We start from the raw sequence: 19,100 nt of genomic DNA on the forward strand, positions 1-19,100 counted from the left end.
CTAATGTAATATCCCAAATGGTAACTTCCTCAGGTGAGAATCTGAAATAATAATAACTCTACTATTATTACCTTACATATTTTTGTAAGGTTTAAATTCGTAATTAGCAGCTGGCACAATTTCCTTCCAATGCCTGGCATTTCCCAAATGCTGTCTGAATATAACAATTTAGCCATAAGGCTTCCGTAGCAATCTGGTAATGGTTGTATAGGATTTCTGGTAAATTGAGCCATTAAATCTCTGCCATTGCGATATAATTAGTTTCCGAATCAACTGGATTTAACTTTGCCCGGTGTTAAATTATTTTTACTTTACAGGTAACAATATTACATTTGGTAAAGCTCAACGGAAATTACATTTCTTCACATGCATTCTATAATTAAGGACAAAGTTCTCCGATGGTCTTACATCAGCATTTTCATTGGCCTGTTCTTAATTTTTGCCTCCCAGTATTTCGCTTATAAAAATGTTCAGGATTTGTCCCTTCACAATCAGGGCGTGAATGTAACAATAGGTATTCTTAACCAAACTGCCAATTTTGGATTATCTACCAAAGATATTCAGTCCAATATGCATGAGTTTGTCATAACCGGGAATGAAAAGCTGCTGGACGATACTTATTCAAAAAAGGTAAAACTTTTAGGGATGAGCGATACACTTTTTAATTTGGTAAAAGACGACAAAATACAGACCGAAAGGGTTAAAGAATTATTGGATGTTTCAAGTCAAATCGTTGATCATACTCATGCGGTAATGACTGTTTACAGGAATCAGGGGACTCAAAAAGCCTTTGATATGATACAAAAAGGAGAAGGTTTGCACTTGAATCAACTCCTGATGAGTAAAATTGAATCCATCGAACAGGCAGAAAACAGGCATCTTAACAAACAAAGAATGCTTATCCAGAAGACCCAGAAAAAAACCACACTTTTCATTATGGGGACAAGCATCTTTGGGTTTTTCCTGACTGTTCTTTCCATTGTTTCGCTGCTTTGGAACCAGAAACAACAACGCTTGCTTCAACTCGAAATCAAAAAAAAAGAAAGACTTCTCTATCAATATATTGATGCAATTCCTGATGGTGTTCTGGTTCTGGATACGAATAAGGAAATTGTGCTTTTGAATCAGTCAGGGAAAGAAATGCTTGGGTTGGATGACGATAAACTGCTAAAAGAGCAGATGAGTAAAATCACTTTGTTAGATCCGTTGCGTTACAACATAAAATTCACATCCGAAACCTTGCCTGTAAGTGAAGCACTGGACGGAATAAAATCAACCGGAAACAAAATTGACCTGCTGAAAAATAATACGCTATACCATTTGGAAACCAGTGCCAGGCCTATCCTTGGTCTGGATGGAGAAATTACAAATGCCATTACAGTTTTCAGGGATATTACAGAACGCGCCAATTACGAAACTGCACTTGAAAAAGCACGGTCCATTGCAGAAAAATCGGTGCGCGTGAAAGATATTTTTCTTTCCAATGTCAGTCATGAAATAAGGACACCGCTAAATGCTATTGTTGGCTTTACGAATTTGCTGGAAGAGCAGGTTAAAGATCCAAAAAGTAGTGACTATGTCAGTTACATCAAAATCGCCAGTAAAAATCTTCTCGATCTGATCAATGATATTCTTGACTTTTCAAAGATCGAAGCGGGACAAGTTATTCTTGACAAAACCAATACTTCTATAAACGAACTTGTCGATTCAGTTTCCGTTATAATTAGTCAACGCGCTAATGAAAAAGGAATAGGGTATGAAAAAATCCTTTCCGCAGAACTGCCGCAACTGATCATTTCCGATAAACTGCGATTGACTCAAATTTTGCTTAACGTTTGTGGGAATGCAATAAAATTTACTGAAAAAGGCTCTGTAAAATTAATTGTTGACCCGGTTTCAGATTTAAAAGACGATGTCCAAACCATTCGTTTTTCGATCATTGACAGTGGAATTGGAATTCTTGAAGATAAAATAAACAAGATTTTTGAACGTTTCGTCCAGGCATCGGAAAGCACCACCCGACTATTTGGCGGCACGGGACTTGGTTTGAGCATTGTAAAATCACTCGTTCACCTACTTGGCGGAACCATACGTGTAGAAAGTGTTTTGGGTAAGGGAACAACCTTCATTCTCGAATTTCCTTTTGAAGTTGTAACCGATCTGACTGATATCGAGGTAATCGATGATTCTACATCAACCATAGCTCCAATCGGCGATATCAGGGTTCTTGCCGCTGAAGATAATCTCTTAAATCAAAAACTGCTGGAAGCTATTTTTGAGCGTATGTCGATTCCATTGACAATCGTTAATAATGGGCAGGAAGCAATTAATGCGCTTGAAAAAACGGATTATGACCTGGTGTTGATGGATATTCAGATGCCGGTTATGGATGGCTACACTGCAATTAAAAAGATAAGAAACGAAATTTCTCAAACCGTACCGATTATCACGATGACGGCACATGCGATGGTTGGGGAAAAGGAAGAATGCCTGAGCATAGGCGCAAACAGTTATATTTCAAAACCTTTCCGGGAAAACGAGTTGTTACATGCTATTTCAAGTCTGACCGGCAAACAAAATCTTAACTACAAAGAAATGAATTCGACGAATGTTAATGGTGAAAGTTCACAGGACTCCGGAATCCTGAACCTGACCTATTTGAATGAGATAACTGGTGGTGATGCCGAATTGAGAGATGAGCTCATTTCTTTATTTGAGAGCGAACTGGGTTCACAATCAGAATTAATTTTTAAAGCAGAAGAATCAGGTGACAACGAAAAATTACGCCAGGTTGTACACAAATTCCGGTCTTCATTATTCTCTGTCGGGCTGCTTTCAACCGCAGATAAATACAAAAAGATTGAAGGTGACCTGAAAAATAATATTCGTTCAGTGGATTTGAAAGAACAAATCAGACAGCTTGCAATGGAAGCGGAAGCTGGATTAACTGAATTGAAAAATTTGGAATAACACGGTATCTAAGTCTGTTTTTCTTTTAATTTCCCTGACATACCCACATAAAAAAGAAGCTCTCCCTCTAAACTGGGAAAGCTTCTTTAAACTACTACTATACCAAATTTAACAAACACTTCTTTTTTTAATGTACGGACGATGGGTCAATTTTTGTTTTTCCCGGTCTTGTTATCAAAACAAACGGAACGCAGAATAAAAAGAGACAACCCAGAAAAAGAAATACGTCCATGTAAGATAATACAGTGGCTTGTTTGTAAACACTATATTCAAGCACCTGATACCCACTTTTCAAAGCGACATCTGAGGGCATGCCTTTGCCCATAAAATTCCTTTGTAAGCCTTCAATGCGTTGCTGCACAACAGGATTATTAATATCCAACCGACTTACCAGGTCGCTGCGGTGCTGCATATTTTGTCTGGCAATGTAGGTGGTGATAACCGCTACCCCGAAAGAGCCGCCAAGCTGGCGCATCATACCCGTGAATGCAGCGCCTTCACCAATTTCACGACCTTTCAATGTTGATAATGCCAATGTTGAAATCGGCACGAAAAGGAAACCCAAACCTGCACCTCTGACGATCAGCATCCAGAAAAACGCATCTTTGCCGGTGTCAGGAGTAAGAATAGTATACCCCCAGAAACTGTATATAAAAAACACAACCATTCCACCAGCTACCAGATATTGCTGTTTCACCCCGCGCTGGATCAGTTGCCCGACAATAGGCATACAAAATGCCGTTACCAGTGCTGCGGGCACCATCAACATACCTGATTGGGTAGCAGTCCATCCAAGCGTTGCCTGTGTGTAAAGGGGAATAATAAATGTTGAACCATACAGACCGAATCCTAGTACAAAGGAAAGAATGGTCCCGACCATCAGATTGCCGTTTTTAAGAACCCGTAGCGCAACAATTGGATTTTTATAAGTAAGCTCCCGCCAGATAAAGAAAAAGAATCCAAGGACTGCAAGTACTGAACAAATGATAATGATCTCATCGTTAAACCAGTCTTCTTCCTGTCCTTTTTCCAATACATATTGTAAAGATCCAACGGCAAGAGCAAGCAGACCAATTCCCCACCAGTCAATTTCATTGGCTGATTTTTTCTCTGAATATTTAGGACTGCGGATAAACTGCATTGTCAAAAGTGCAGCAATGATACCCAACGGAATATTGATATAAAAAATGTAAGGCCAGCTATAATTATCCACGATATATCCACCCAGCGGAGGACCCAAAGTAGGACCAACAATAACCCCTAAACCATAGATAGCCTGCGCCATTCCACGTTTTTCAGGAGGATAACTTTCAGTAATCAGCGTTTGGGCCGTAACCAGTAACGCACCACCACCAAAACCCTGGATTAAACGGAAAAATACAAGTTCCCAGATATTGTCTGAGTTACCGCAACAGAAAGATGCCACGGTAAAAATGATGATGGAAGCGGCGAAATAATTTCTCCGTCCAAATTGCTGGGAAAGCCAGCTTGTCATCGGTACAATGATCACGTTACCAATGGCGTAAGCCGTAATAACCCAGCTTACTTCGGAAAGTGTTCCACCCAGATTCCCCCGCATATCATTCAAAGCCACGTTCACGATCGTCGTATCGACGATTTCAAGAAGCGCGCACATTACGGCTGTGATTGTAATAATAACCCGTCGAAAGCCGTACTCTACCAGGGATGGTTGTAATTCCATATGCTTATTATTTTATTGATGAGAAGATGATCAGGTGAGTTTGCCGGGCAAACTCACCATTTAATTCTTTCATCTTAATCCAGCTCAACATCTACAAACACATTCATTCCCGGGCGCAGACGTTGAATAAATTCATCTTTGCTTTCTTTAAATTCGATACGGATTGGCAAACGCTGAACAACTTTTACGAAGTTTCCACTTGCATTATCCGGAGGTAAAAGTGCAAACCGCGCTCCCGTTGCAGGAGAGAATGACGCCACTTTTGCTTCGAACACATGGTCAGGATATGCATCAATGTGAATTTTCACATTTTGCCCAAGTTTCATTTTGGTAAGCTGTGTTTCTTTAAAGTTGGCAACAACCCATGGCTGAGAATTTGCGATGATACTGAAAAGAGATTGTCCAGCCTGTAAATATTGTCCCAATTGCGCATTCACTTTTGAAACGTGTCCGTCAGTTGGTGCTGTAATAATTGTATATGACAAGTTCAGTTTTGCATTGTCTATATCAGCCTGACGTGCTTTGATGGTTGCATTCACAACGCCAGTCTGACGAGAAGTTGCCGCTGTTTGAGAAGTCGCTGCTTTTGCCTGGCGTTGTGCCGCATTTTTCTGTGATATCAAAACCTGCAACTGACGCTCCGCAGTTTGTTTTGTAGCCAAAGCCTGTTCGTATTCCTGCTGTGTAATGGAGTGATCTTTGATCAGATTTTCATATCTGGCAAAATCCTGATTTGCTCTCCATACACTTACTTTTGCCTGTTCAATCTGCGCTTCTGCAACTTCTACATTCGCAACGTAAGTACTGCCCGAAGCAATCGATGCGGATGTTGTAGCATTGGCAACAACCAGATTTCCCTGAGAAGCATATAGATTTGCTTCTGCCTGTTCCAGTTTAATTTGCTGATCACGATTGTCAAGTACGATCAGCGTATCGCCTTTGTGGACCAGCTGATTATCTTTTACTCTGATTTCTGTAATATAACCTGAAATACGTGGAATTACCGGACTGATATCCGCATCAATCTGCGCATCGTCAGTTTCTTCGTGGTGTAATCCGTGGTTGTATTTTGTATAACCCCAGGTTCCACCCACGATTACAAGAACTGCCAGGATGATAGGGAAAGTGTAACTTTTCTTTTTAGGTGCTGGTTCGTTTGCAACACCTGTTGTTTGATTAGTCTCCATAATCTTTGGAATAATATAATGTTAGAAAGTGCGATGGAGCTGGCAAGATCCGCCGCTGTTGAAATTTGGTTAGTTAATAACTCCGGCTGTTTGTTCAAGCTTTTTATAAGCCACGACCGCATCAGCTTTTGCAGCAGCATAGTTAATTTTAGACTGAACCTGAGCCACATCGGCATCCAGTAATTCAGTTGTCGTTACCAGACTGTTGTCATATTTATTTTTGGTGATCCTGTAATTTTCGTTGGCTTGCTCCACCGCTTTTTCATAAACCTCGATCTTCTTTTTGCTTAACACATAATTGTAGTAGGCAGTGTTAATGTCCAGATGCACACGGTCAAGTAAAATTTCTTCATTGGTTTTTAGCTGGTAAAGTCTCGTTTTGGCTTCGTCAATTTTCGAACCTGTTTTCCAAAGTGAAGCCAGGTTATAGCTAACACCAATTCCTGCGTTGAATGCATTGGGAACCGTTACAAATCCCGGAATATTCAAAGCAACATATCCGCCTGTTAACGCCACGCTGGGGTATAGATCAGCCTTAGCTACATGAATGTCAGATCCGGCAGCCTTTTGGCGCATGGCAATGGCGGCCATATCCTTCCGGTGCGTAATCGCCGTTTGTTCCCAATCCATTGCATTTCCGGCGTCTTTCAATACTTCAAAACTTGCAGAATCTGCTGCGAGCTGGGTATCCTCAGGCAGACCTAAAATCAGGTTCATATTGATGGTTGTGATTTTAAGATCATTTTCAGCGTCCATCAAGGTCAACTGCACATTGGATTCCTGCAAGGTTGCTTTCAATAAATCATTACGCGCTATGATGCCGTTTTTCTCACGGTTTGTGAATTCGGTCACGCGTTCATGTTCTCTCACAAGGTTTTCTGCAACCAAATCAACCGATCTTTTTGCTTTATACAAATTACTGTAGGCCAGAATCGCATTCTGGATCACTGCCTGACGATCCGTTTCGGCATCCAGTCTCGAAGCTTCCTGTAAATATTTCGCAGATTCAAGACTGTACTTGTACCGGAAACCTGAGAAAAGAGGTACCGAAGCACTCGCCATCCCATACGCTACCGAATTAACATGAAGTGAACTTGCTCCGCCGCTGGTGGTATCACTGGATGAAGATTTCAGATTAATGTTCGGTGTATTTAATCTCAGATAAGATGCCGAAACACTAAAACTCGGCAACTGGTTGTCTTTGATCTGACGGATGTTCAGTCCAGCCAAATCTACATTTGACTGACTTATTTTCAATTGTTTGCTATTTTTCAGACTAAGCTCTACGGCTTCTTCCAGGGTAATATTCCGGATTGTCTGCCCGAAGGAATGAGAGGCGATCAGGATCAAACCGACTGCCACAAAAGCCATTCTTCTACTACTCGATGGTCTCATATGCTACTGTTGCTTTAAAGATACTTTTTAAGTGTTTGCTCAATTTTTGTTTTAGGGATTTATCAAATTCATCCTGTCCCAGGGATTCAAGACTGTTTATTCTACGGTAAAAAGATTGTGTGGTAATGGCATGATTTACAGTTCCATAAAGCGTTGCTGAAAGTAAGGTCGCATCGATACTTTCTTTGAAATGACCTTTTTCCTGCCCCTCACGAAGAATACTGTTGATACCCTGCCAGTTTTTTAGCTTTAATTCATATATCAAATCTGAAATTACCTGCGTACGTTCCTCACCTGAAAGCTGCTCACGCAACATGATATTATGGAAGCACTTATTTCCCAAAAGCCTGTCGATTACACCATCAATCAATATATAAATCTTTTGAAGTGGTGAGAGATCTTCATTGGATACAATGTTATCCAATCTTTCCGCTGATTCGTTAAACCGCACTTCAAAAAGCGCCTCGATCAATTTCTCTTTCGAACCAAAGTAATATGAGATCATCGAAACATTGATATCTGCCTCATGCGCGATATCACGGATCGAAGTTCCTGAAAAGCCCTTACCCGCAAAAAGCCTCTCCGCTACCTGAATAATCTGTAATTGTTTTGCGTTGTATTCCATTTCATTTGATCCTCAGCATATTAGTGATTATTTGTTCATTGCTCTGCTGATTGATGTACAAATGTAATATAAGAAAAATCACAAATCAAACGTTTGTTTGATTTATCTAAACAAACGTTTGATTTATTCAAGCATTCATAGGATAAGTACCATTAAAATTAGATTAAACCGGAAATAGGATTATATCGGGCCAAAACCAGCAGCGTTGATTTAAGCTTTTTCACTTTTGCTGATGCGCTGTTATAAAAACTGAGCCACCATTTTTGTAACAATGTCAGGCATGGCACAACGAAATTGCAGATCATAACCTTTGCTATGTCCCGGATTTCCCGAAAAAGATATCCTGATCATTATGAAATGGATTCTTACTATTTCGAAAGAAAAGCTTTTAAATCAATAACTATATAAAGGTCATTTAACCCTGTTTGGATTTTCACTTACAAAGGCACCCCAACCGCCTTTTTTGGATTTTTTACTACCCGAAGACGAAGCCGCCGCAGCTGGCGAATTCGCATGATAATGATGGCAAATGGCAATGGCGATTCCATCCGTAGCATCCATAAATTCTTTGCTGAGTTCCATTTTCAGGATTTTTTCAAGCATATAGGCGACCTGTTCTTTCGAAGCAGCACCACTCCCGGTCACAGACTGTTTTACTTTTTTAGGGGAATATTCAACGATCGGTATATCTCTGGACAAGGCTGCTGCCATCGCAACGCCCTGGGCACGACCCAGTTTAAGCATCGATTGGGGGTTTTTTCCGTAAAAAGGATCTTCAATGGCCATCTCATCAGGTAGGTAATCGTCGATCAATTGTGAGATGCGTTCAAAGATTTTCTTCAACTTCAACTCATGGGTAGTATATTTGCTGAGATGAATCACACCATATTGAACCAACGTAATCTCTTGCCCCTTTACCGAAATAACCCCGTAACCCATAACCTGTGTTCCGGGATCAACTCCAATAATCACCTTTTCGGTAGCGTCGGCCTGCTGCATTTTTATCATGGTGCAAGATAAGCAACTCTCTTCTCCAAAAGAAAAAACAACCTGGCGAAAGCTATTCTGGGTGGCAAAACTTGTAGTGACCCTATTGATCGTCAGCTACATCTATCACACTTTTGAAAATGAACAAAAAGGGATCCGGGATGTAGGTCTGGTTTATAAAACAATCTTCGTCCAAAAACATATTTTAATTATTTCCTTCATATTGATATTGGTACCCGTGAACTGGGCTCTGGAAAGTTTAAAATGGCAGCGGCTGGCGAGAAAAGCCGTGCCGGTAACCTTTTGGGACGCATTTCGGGGAACATTAACCGGATTGGCTATAGGTGTAGCAGCACCAGCTCAGCTAGGCGATACGATCGGACGCGTGGCCTCCCTCCGCTCCCACGACAGGTTAAAAGCTATTGGCGCAGCGCTGGTTTCTAATGGTATTCAGTTTTATGTATCCATCATCGGCGGTGGCTTGGGTTTGCTTTGGGTCGGCGAAAAGCTCGGGCTTGACCCTCTTGCAAGATCTGTATTAAACGGACTTCTCATTGTATTGATATTACTTGCGATAATCATCATAATATATCGCCAAAAATTGACGACGTGGAAAACGAAGACCGTTTTTCTATCTAAAATGCTATCCTATTTTCAGATTATCGGCCAATACACCGCAGCAGACCTGATGGTGGCGACAACATACGGCTCGCTCCGTTATCTTGTTTTTTTATCTCAGTTTGTGCTGGTTTTGTCCCTCTTTGATTTCGGTTTAAACTATGCAAATCTATCTGCATGCGCGGCACTTATTTTTTTGGCTAAAACACTTATCCCGGCTGTGAACGTGTTAGGAGATCTTGGACTGCGCGAGTTCACAGCACTTTTTGTTTTTAAACAATACAATTTACCCACTGAACAGATCATTGCGGCCACATTTCTGGTATGGATCATTAACGTTCTGGGCCCGATACTCATTGGAATTTTCCTACTTTGGAAGTACAAATGGAAAGGTTTGAAATAAGCTTCAGGAATTTCCTTCTTATAGTAAATTGACACAAAATGACTGAACAGTATATAACTCCGTGGCTGGTGCCAATTTTATGGATATTAATTTCAAGCTACGGTATATTCACCATCCTGTTATATGTTCTCTGGAAATTTATTCCAGCCATTAATAAAAAACAAAGTAGCACATCCAATTTTCTCTCTGTCATAATCCCTGTGCGCAACGAGCAGGACAATATTGAAAATCTTTTAAACGATCTTGAAAAGCAAAGTTTTCCATACGAACGCTTTGAAGTATTGGTAGTGGATGACAGCTCAACGGATCAGACTGCGGCCATTGTTAAGAAACTAAGTTTACATTCGTCCTGTAACATTTCTTTAATTTCTCTTCCCAATATTCCTACTACGTCGCCAAAAAAACGGGCAATAGAAACAGCCATCATCCAGGCAAAAGGAAACATAATCGTGACCACAGACGGCGACTGCCGGGTAAGATCCGGATGGCTTCAGGCCATATCCGACTGCCAGATGTCATCCAAAGCAAAATTGATCAGTGGCCCGGTTACGTTTTTCAAAGAATCTTCATTCACAGATTATTTGCAGACGGTGGAGTTTTCGAGCCTTATCGGAAGCGGCGCAAGTGCAATAGCCGCGGGATTTCCGTCACTTTGCAACGGAGCAAATCTGGCTTATGAAAAAAGTGCCTTTTTTGCCGTTGATGGTTATGATGGTGTGAGACATATTGCTTCGGGTGATGACGAATTTTTAATGCATAAAATTGCCGCGAAATATCCGGGGAGTATCAAATTTTTAAAAAATCCGGAAGCCGTTGTTTCCACCAAAGCGCATACGGAATGGTCGCTGTTTTTCAGGCAAAGAAAACGTTGGGCAAGCAAATGGAAACACTATCAAAGCAAGACACCCCTTTTACTTGCACTTTACATTTTTCTATGTAATCTTTCCGTGATTGTTGCTGGTCTGTTATGGTTGTCGGAAAACCTGACCGGAAGAGATTTCGGAATTTTACTTCTGATCAAATGCGCCCCGGAATGGTTATTTTTGGGGACAGTTCTACATTTTCTCAAAAAATCTGTGTCTATTTTCTTCATACCGTTTACTCAAATCTTCTATCCTTTCTATGTATGTTTTTTTGGATTAATTGCACAAAAACCAGAATATGAATGGAAGGGTCGTAAACTCACCTGATTTCAACTAATAAGCCGCCTGGTTAATCTATTTAGGCATGGTTTTCGTACATATTCCTGCAAACAGAAACACAATGGGGTCTGGTAACGCCCATTTTCTGACAAACTAACCATCATGAAATAATATGAACAGTCTTTTATCGTTCTCAAAACGTTGCGTGGATGCAGTCCTTTGGTCTCTCGGATTGTCTACGGTTGTGCTTTTTTTGATGTTAGGTTTCTATATGTGCTGGACAAAACCATTATCCAGAACTACAAATGTTGACCTGGCTGAAAAATCTGTTAAAGGACAGCAAACACAATCAGTACAAAAAGCAACGCTGCCAGGTTTGGAAAAACGTTCGGTTTACGCAGGCATGTAACAGTACTTTTTTATGCGCTCTTCGATGTTTAAGACTCCGTGAGTACTGGTAAAAGTCTTAATCTCAACTCTCCTTTTAATTTTTTTGTGATTAATTTCTGAAAACTCATTGAGTAATCGGGGACTCTCTTATTACCTTTCAAAAGTTCTCTGTCCGTCAAAATCTGTTTCTCTCCTTTTAATTCAAAAAGATGTAAAAAATCTTTTATGGATATGTAGAATAATAACTATTTGTGCTTGACATTTAATGATCAAATATGTAAGTTTGATCACCTTAAATCACTCATCCTTAACATTATTGTTATGAGAGAGCACAAAAATACTCCACGATCAAACTTTGAGGAGTTTAATCCAGCCAAATCCGGCAGTAACGGTAAGACATATGTCTGGAAGCCTAAAAATGATATTCGGATAAATGAACTGGCCAGGTGTATAACCTTTGTATCGCATCCTATTTGCCATGACTTATCCTTGATCGATCCTGACTGTTTAAGACATTTTGAAATTATTGATCCATGACGAATATAAAACCGGATTTATCCGGTTTTTTTCATTTACGTCAACTTATTCAGCCGCCTGTATCATTTTTTACAATTTTTTAAATGATCTGATAAAATTAGTTTATTATTAAAATCCCGGTCATCATTCATTAATCTTTGCTGCTGTTATTTGAATTTCATAGCTTTATGGCATGATAATCAGTGAATCAATCGAGGATTTTTACAAATCACATCCGGCTGCCAAATCCATTCCGGTGGATCATAATAATGCGCAACAGACACAGGGACACTTCAACGTATTTTCACGGAAATTTTGTAATCGTTATAATGCATACAGCCGCCGGGACTATTACAAGATCTCTCTTATAATCGGTAAGGGAAAATTGCTTTATGGAGATACAGAAATTGACATAAATCAGAACGCACTTGTTTTCTTTAACAGAAATGTGCCTTATTCCTGGGAAACGGTTTCAGAAAACCAATCCGGTTATTTTTGCCTTTTTAATGACGAGTTTTTGAACGGAATGAGTCGAACGAAAAGTTTTATGGATTCGCCCATATCTAAAATCGATACAATCCCCGTATTTTTTATAACGGAACAGCAAGAGAAATATCTTCTGGATCTATATCAAAAAATGTGCGTTGAAATTGAGTCTGCCTATATTTACAAGTACGAATTAATCAAAAATTATGTAAACCTGATTATTCATGAAGCTGTAAAAATGCAAGCCTCACAGATCAGCGACAGTCATATAACCGGATCGGGCCGGATTACTTCCTACTTTGTTGAGCTGATGGACAGACAATTTCCAATCGATTCGCCTGAACATAAATTACAGCTCCGCACAGCCAAAGATTATGCCCAGCGTTTATCCGTTCATATCAACCACCTTAACAGGGCACTGAAGGAAGTAACCGGAAAGACCACAACCGAACACATCACTGAAAGGTTGATACAGGAATCTAAAATATTATTAAAAAATTCCAATTGGAGCATTTCGGAAATCGCTTATTGCCTTGGATTTGAATACCCTGAATACTTCAATAATCTGTTTAAAAAACAAACCGGAATAACACCAAATTCCTTTAGAAAATGAATGTTTGAATTTTACAGTTTATTGTTTGAAATACATAGTAATAAGTGCATTGTCTTGCAGTACTTTTGTGACCTTAGAATACAAGTTAAGAAAATGGTTAAAATGAGATCAAATTCCGCCCTAAGTCCCTATCAGACTTTAATAATCTTCCGGTCTTTTTGTTATTCACCCAATTTTATAAAAGTTAACAGTCTTTTTGCGCTGATAATTTTGAGTTTGCTTCTATCCGTTACCAAAGTGGGAGCACAGGCACTTACCCTGCCTGATGCTATATCAACTGCCAAAAGCAATTATGGTACATTGAAAGCGAAAGCAAATTATATCAACGCTTCCCGGGCTTCGGTGCGTCAAAGTGAAAAAGATTATCTGCCAAATCTTAATCTTTCCCTTCAACAGGATTATGGCACAGTGAATGGTCAGAATGGTCCGCTCTATGGATTGGGAGGTCTTGGTGTTGCTTCTTCCGGTTTGCCGCTTGCAAGTCAAAACTGGAATTCGGCTTTTGGGGCGATGTATCTTACCAATGTCAACTGGGACTTTTTTGCTTTCGGGCGCGCACGCGAAAAAATCAATGTTGCCAAGTCTACCGTAGTACGCGACCAGAGCGATCTTGACCAGGAATTATTTCAGCATGAAATCCGTGTTGCAGCGGCTTACCTTAATTTACTTGCGGCACAACGACTGACAAAATCCTGGCAAAATAATCTTGTTCGTGCTACTGCTCTTAAAAACGTAGTAGTGACAAGAGCGAAAAACGGGCTGATTGCCGGAGTAGATTCGTCGCTCGCAAACGCGGAAGTTTCAAGTGCCAAAATCGCAATCACGCGCGCAAGGGATTTTGAGCAGGAGCAGGCAAACCGCTTAGCTGTTTTGATGGGTGTTGAAGAACAAAACTTCACGCTGGATACGATTTTCATCACCAAAATACCCATCTCATTCAGCGATTCAATACAAAGTTCCAGTCCTGATCATCCGCTTTTAAAATATTATTCAAATCGTATTGCGCTTAGTAACCAGCAGGCAAAATATTATCAAACGCTAAGTTATCCGACTTTCTCCGCCTTTGGTGTTTTTCAGACAAGAGGTTCTGGATTCAATTCAAACTACGCATCTGATCAGCATTCTTACACACAAAATTTTTATGACGGCGTAAAACCGGTAAGATCAAATTATCTTTTTGGTTTAGGGATAGTCTGGAATATGACCAGTGTCCTTCGTATCCGTCATCAGGTACTGGCGCAAAAATTTGTCTCTAACGCCATGCAGAATGAATACGATCTTGCGGATCAGCAAATCAAAAATCAGCTCCTTTTATCGAATAACAAGATAAAAAATGCGCTGGACAATTATCAGGAAGCACCTATTCAGATAAAATCTGCCACAGACGCGTTCATTCAGAAAAGTACGCTTTATAAAAACGGGCTCAGCAATATTGTAGATCTCACCCAGGCGCTTTACGTTTTGAACCGTGCAGAAACTGACAGAGATATCGCATTCAGTAATGTTTGGCAGGCTCTCTTATTAAAAGCCGCCGCCGCAGGAGATTTTAGTTTGTTTACCAGCAGTTTTTAGAATGTTATGAAAAAGGGAAAAGCATTTTCACCCGATGTACCCCACTGCTTAATCCCTACCCAATTAATATGGATTTAATAAGAAATGCACTTCGCAAACCCATCTCTATTTTAGTACTTGTTGCCGGGATGTTCTTTTTTGGTATTAACGCAGTGCGAACCATCAAAGTAGATATATTTCCGGCCATGGATCTGCCCGTTATTTATATCTCCCATCCTTACGGTGGTTTTACGCCAAACCAGATGGAAGCTTATTTTGGAAAGCCCTATGTTAATATTTTTCTTTTTGTAAATGGTTTAAAAGCCGTTGAAACAAAAAATATCCAGGGACTAACCCTGATGAAGCTGAGCTTTTACGAAGGTACCAACATGGCTCAGGCAGCCGGCGAATTAAGTGCGTTTGCCAACAGGATGCAGTCTTCTTTTCCACCCGGATCTCAGCCACCATTTATTATCAGGTTTGATGCTTCCACATTGCCGGTTGGTCAGCTCGTTTTTAGCAGTGCTACACGGTCAAATAATGAACTTCTTGATCTGGCCCAGGTTTACATCCGCTCTTCTTTTACCTCAATACCAGGGCTTATTTCTCCGCCGCCATTTGGAGGAAATCTTCGTACTATATTGATTAAGGCGGATCCTGCATTATTACGTTCACATAATCTTACCCCGGATCAGTTAGTAGAAGCAATCAGGGTAAATAATCAGGCAACACCAGCAGGAAACGTTCGTATCGGGGATAAAAACTATCTGACACCTGCAAATACTTCAATAAAAAATGTCAAGGATTTTGGAGATATTCCTTTGTTTAAGGGAACAATACAAAACTTGTATCTGAAAGATGTTGCTACTGTTGAAGACGGAGCCGACCTCACTGCGGGTTATGCATTGATCAATGGAAAAAGATCCGTTTATTTGCCAATAACAAAATCAGCAGATGCTTCGACCTGGGAAGTTGTTCAAAATCTGAAAAAGGCAATTCCACGTTTTCAGAATATTTTACCCGAAGATGTAAAAATCTCATATGAGTTTGACCAGTCCGCTTATGTAATCAATGCTGTTGAAAGTTTGATTACCGAAGGTGCAATTGGTGCAATTTTAACGGGAATCATGGTATTGATTTTCCTTGGTGATCCGCGTGGTGCCCTCATTGTGATCATGACAATTCCTACATCCATTATAGCAGGGGTATTGTTTTTGAAATTATTCGGGCAAACGATCAATATCATGACATTAAGTGGCCTTTCACTTGCAATTGGTATTTTGGTAGATGAGTCGACGGTAACCATTGAAAATATTCACCAGCATCTGGATCTCGGAAAACCCAAAGCACTCGCGATTTGGGATGCCTGTAAAGAGATTGCTTTCCCCAAACTTCTTATCCTGCTTTGTATTCTGGCCGTTTTTGCTCCGGCATTTACAATGACTGGCATTCCGGGAGCACTTTTCCTTCCGCTTGCCCTTGCGATTGGATTTTCAATGCTTGTATCTTTTCTTCTTTCGCAGACATTTGTTCCCGTTATGGCCAACTGGCTGATGAAAGACCACCTGCACAAAATTCACAAACCGGCAGTAGATTCAAGTATTGCAGGAAGTGAAATTGATACCTGGGATGAGAAAAAACTGGCAGAACCTCAGAATTTTAATAATGATGGAAAAGTAGGCGGATTCGAAAAGTTTAGAAACGGCTTTGTTCGTATGCTTGACAAGTTATTTCCCAGCAAAAAACTTGTTGTGCTCGCTTATGTTGTGATAATTACCGGTGTAGCAGGATTACTGCTTGTAAATATTGGTCGTGACGTTTTGCCAAAAGTAAATGGCCGCCAGTTTCAGCTGCATATTCGGGTACCCGATGGAACAAGGATTGAACGGACAGAAGAAAAATTGCTCAAAACCATTGGAGTACTGGAATCAATTGTTGGGAAAGAGAACATCGCGATCACCTCTGCATTTGTCGGTATGCACCCGGCTCAGTTCTCAACCAATCCTATTTATTTGTTTACAAGCGGACCTCACGATGCAATTCTTCAGGTAAGTTTAAAGGAAGATTATAAAGTACAGCTTGACGACCTTAAAGAAAGTGTGAGAGCAAAAATGAAGCAAAATTTGCCAGATGTAAAGGTTTCTTTCGAACCTATTGAACTGACAGATAAAATTTTAAGTCAAGGCTCTCCTACTCCCGTTGAAGTACGGATCATGGGGAAAAATAAAAAGCAAAATGAAGAATATGCCAACAAAATAGTAGCAAAACTACAACAGATCAATTTCCTTCGTGATGTTCAGATTGCACAGCCGCTTCATTATCCGGCAGTAAATATTGATGTGGACAGAACACGTGCAGCACAGCTTGGTGTTGACATGTCAGATGTTTCACGTTCACTGACTGCGTCAACTTCTTCATCACGTTATACTGAGAAAAACGTTTGGCTGGATGAAAAAATCGGGCTTAGTTACGCCGTTCAGGTACAGGTTCCTGAAAACCTCATGAATAGCGTTAACAGCATCGGAGAAATTCCTGTTTTAAAAAATTCGACGCGCCCGGTATTGAGTGATGTGGCAACAATAAAACTGGATACAACCTATGGTGAAAACGACAATTTGGGAGCCATGCCCATTATGTCTGTAACTGCCAATTTACATAAAACCGACCTTGGAACAGCTTCCAAAGCAGTCAATGAAGCCATTGCTTCTTTGGGAGAATTGCCACGCGGTCTTACGATTGAACCAATTGGTCTGAGTACTGTTCTAACAGAAACACTTGACAGCCTTCAATCCGGTTTGGGAGTTGCCATTGTTGTGATTTTCCTGATGCTGGCGGCTAATTTCCAGTCATTTAAAGTATCACTTGTAGTACTTACCACCGTCCCCGCTGTGTTATTGGGAGCATTGGCAATGTTGACAATTACAGGATCTACATTAAATTTGCAGTCATATATGGGAATCATAATGTCGGTCGGGGTATCAATCTCCAATGCAGTACTTTTGGTAACCAACGCCGAACAGCTCAGAAAACATAATGGCAATGCTTTGCTTTCGGCAAAAGAAGCCGTAGAGCTTCGTCTCCGGCCTATTTTAATGACCAGTGTCGCGATGATCGTGGGGATGATTCCAATGGCAGCCGGACTAGGCGAAGGCGGCGATCAGGCCTCACCTCTGGCAAGAGCGGTAATTGGCGGATTGATTGCTTCCACTGTGGCTGCACTCGTAATTTTACCGCTGGTTTTTGCCTGGGTGCAGGAAAAAACATCAACAGATTCGGTTTCTCTTGACCCTGGGGATAAGGAAAGTAAATTTTATATACCTGCTCATTAATTGTAAAATATAACCTGATGCAACCAACAAATAAATATTCGATCATAAACGGACTGATTTTCAGTTTCCTGATTGCGACTGTTATAGGATGTAGTTCCAATGCTGAGGAAAAAGAGAAAACAGAAAAAGATGAAAAAGCGGCCGCTGGTCCTTCTGCCATAGTTACTTTCCCACTTGAAAAAGAAGATCTGTCAACAGCTTTTCACACACCCGGAGAGCTTATTTCATTCAGAAATGTGGACTTGTATGCCAGAGAAACCAGTTTCGTGAAAAAGATCTACGCCGATGTTGGTTCAGAAGTTAAAGAAGGACAATTGCTTGTTTCGATGGAGGCACCGGAATTAAATTCAAGGCTCGCCGGAGCGGAATCAAGAGTGAAAGCACAGGAAGCTGCCTATATTGCCAGCAAAGCAAATTATTCACGTTTGGTAGAAACCAGCAAAACACCGGGAACGATTTCGCAAAATGACCTGGATCAGGCTCTGGCCCGTATGGATGCTGATTACGCGCAGCTTCAATCAGCAAAAGCAAGTCAGAAAGAAGTTGGCGCGAGCAAAAATTATCTTGAAATCAGAGCACCCTTTTCCGGGATTATTACTGCAAAAAACATTAGTCCCGGCGCCTATGTAGGCCCTGCCGGAAAAGGTTCAGAATTCCCGCTATTCACTTTGCAGGAACAGAAAAAAATGCGTTTGGTCGTTTCCATACCGGAAGCATATGTAGGTTATGTTACCAATGAGACTGAAATAAGCTTTTCTGTAAAGGCATATCCAAACCAGAAATTTAAAGCCAAAGTAAAACGTCTGGCCGGTGCACTTGACAGCAGACTTCGTTCAGAAAGAATTGAAATGGATGTTTTCAATGATGACAAAAAATTGTTTCCTGGTATGGTTGCAGAGGTAGAAATTCCACTTTCGTCAGACGTCCCTTCTTTTGTTATCCCAAAAACCGCGCTTGTTAATTCTATGGAAAGAGTTTTTGTTGTAAAGGTGGTTGACAACAAAGCTTTATGGGTTGATGTAAAAAAGGGAAGAGAACTGGACAGTACAATAGAAATTTTCAGCAGTAACCTTCAGGTAAAAGATCAGTTGGTAAAAAAAGCAAGTGAAGAAGTCAGAAATGGCTCAACGCTGCATACTAAACTGGCAACATTGTAAGAGATTTACTTTTTCGGTATAAAACAAAA

The 19,100-nt window shown here is 40.5% G+C and carries 13 protein-coding genes; 8 read left to right on the forward strand and 5 right to left on the reverse strand.

Annotated features, from left to right (window positions below; all coding sequences use genetic code 11):
• Window positions 1-366: 366 nt before the first annotated feature.
• A complete protein-coding gene (locus LXL81_RS10325; protein ID WP_234646702.1) occupies window positions 367-2,970 on the forward strand; it encodes an ATP-binding protein in 2,604 nt (867 codons plus the stop codon).
• A 127-nt stretch (window positions 2,971-3,097) separates the two neighbouring features.
• Here the strand turns inward: LXL81_RS10325 and LXL81_RS10330 are convergent, their stop codons facing one another.
• The 5 genes from LXL81_RS10330 to ruvC form a co-directional block, all read right to left on the reverse strand.
• Window positions 3,098-4,672, reverse strand: a complete 1,575-nt coding sequence (locus LXL81_RS10330; RefSeq protein WP_234646703.1) for a DHA2 family efflux MFS transporter permease subunit — start codon at window positions 4,670-4,672, stop codon at window positions 3,098-3,100.
• 74 nt (window positions 4,673-4,746) lie between these two features.
• Window positions 4,747-5,859: an HlyD family secretion protein gene (locus LXL81_RS10335; protein WP_234646704.1), complete on the reverse strand. Its 1,113-nt coding sequence runs from the start codon at window positions 5,857-5,859 to the stop codon at window positions 4,747-4,749.
• 69 nt (window positions 5,860-5,928) lie between these two features.
• On the reverse strand, window positions 5,929-7,254 hold the full coding sequence (locus LXL81_RS10340; RefSeq protein ID WP_234646705.1) for a TolC family protein: 1,326 nt from the start codon (window positions 7,252-7,254) through the stop codon (window positions 5,929-5,931).
• A complete protein-coding gene (locus LXL81_RS10345) occupies window positions 7,238-7,879 on the reverse strand; it encodes a TetR/AcrR family transcriptional regulator (RefSeq protein WP_234646706.1) in 642 nt (213 codons plus the stop codon). Before LXL81_RS10345 ends, LXL81_RS10340 begins: the two co-directional genes overlap by 17 nt.
• Window positions 7,880-8,290: 411 nt before the next feature.
• Window positions 8,291-8,878 (reverse strand): crossover junction endodeoxyribonuclease RuvC, encoded by a 588-nt coding sequence (gene ruvC / locus LXL81_RS10350; protein WP_234646707.1) that lies wholly within the window; start codon window positions 8,876-8,878, stop codon window positions 8,291-8,293.
• A gap of 7 nt (window positions 8,879-8,885) precedes the next feature.
• Here ruvC and LXL81_RS10355 point away from each other — a divergent pair, with 7 nt between their 5' ends.
• The 7 genes from LXL81_RS10355 to LXL81_RS10385 all read left to right on the forward strand — a co-directional run bounded on the left by LXL81_RS10355 (window position 8,886) and on the right by LXL81_RS10385 (window position 19,071).
• Window positions 8,886-9,887 carry a lysylphosphatidylglycerol synthase domain-containing protein gene (locus LXL81_RS10355; protein WP_234646708.1) on the forward strand — a complete coding sequence of 334 codons (1,002 nt, stop codon included), beginning with the start codon at window positions 8,886-8,888 and terminating at the stop codon, window positions 9,885-9,887.
• A 38-nt stretch (window positions 9,888-9,925) separates the two neighbouring features.
• Window positions 9,926-11,077, forward strand: a complete 1,152-nt coding sequence (locus LXL81_RS10360) for a glycosyltransferase (RefSeq protein ID WP_234646709.1) — start codon at window positions 9,926-9,928, stop codon at window positions 11,075-11,077.
• 124 nt (window positions 11,078-11,201) lie between these two features.
• Window positions 11,202-11,438, forward strand: coding sequence for a hypothetical protein (locus LXL81_RS10365; protein WP_234646710.1), 237 nt, complete (start codon window positions 11,202-11,204; stop codon window positions 11,436-11,438).
• 690 nt (window positions 11,439-12,128) lie between these two features.
• Window positions 12,129-13,034 (forward strand): AraC family transcriptional regulator, encoded by a 906-nt coding sequence (locus tag LXL81_RS10370; RefSeq protein WP_234646711.1) that lies wholly within the window; start codon window positions 12,129-12,131, stop codon window positions 13,032-13,034.
• A gap of 102 nt (window positions 13,035-13,136) precedes the next feature.
• Complete coding sequence (locus tag LXL81_RS10375; RefSeq protein ID WP_234646712.1) at window positions 13,137-14,606, forward strand: TolC family protein; 1,470 nt, start codon at window positions 13,137-13,139, stop codon at window positions 14,604-14,606.
• A gap of 68 nt (window positions 14,607-14,674) precedes the next feature.
• Window positions 14,675-17,914: an efflux RND transporter permease subunit gene (locus LXL81_RS10380; protein ID WP_234646713.1), complete on the forward strand. Its 3,240-nt coding sequence runs from the start codon at window positions 14,675-14,677 to the stop codon at window positions 17,912-17,914.
• Between the two features lie 17 nt (window positions 17,915-17,931).
• Complete coding sequence (locus LXL81_RS10385) at window positions 17,932-19,071, forward strand: efflux RND transporter periplasmic adaptor subunit (RefSeq protein WP_234646714.1); 1,140 nt, start codon at window positions 17,932-17,934, stop codon at window positions 19,069-19,071.
• Window positions 19,072-19,100: the final 29 nt, after the last annotated feature.

Source organism: Dyadobacter sp. CY356 (genome assembly GCF_021440195.1).
GTDB lineage: Bacteria > Bacteroidota > Bacteroidia > Cytophagales > Spirosomataceae > Dyadobacter.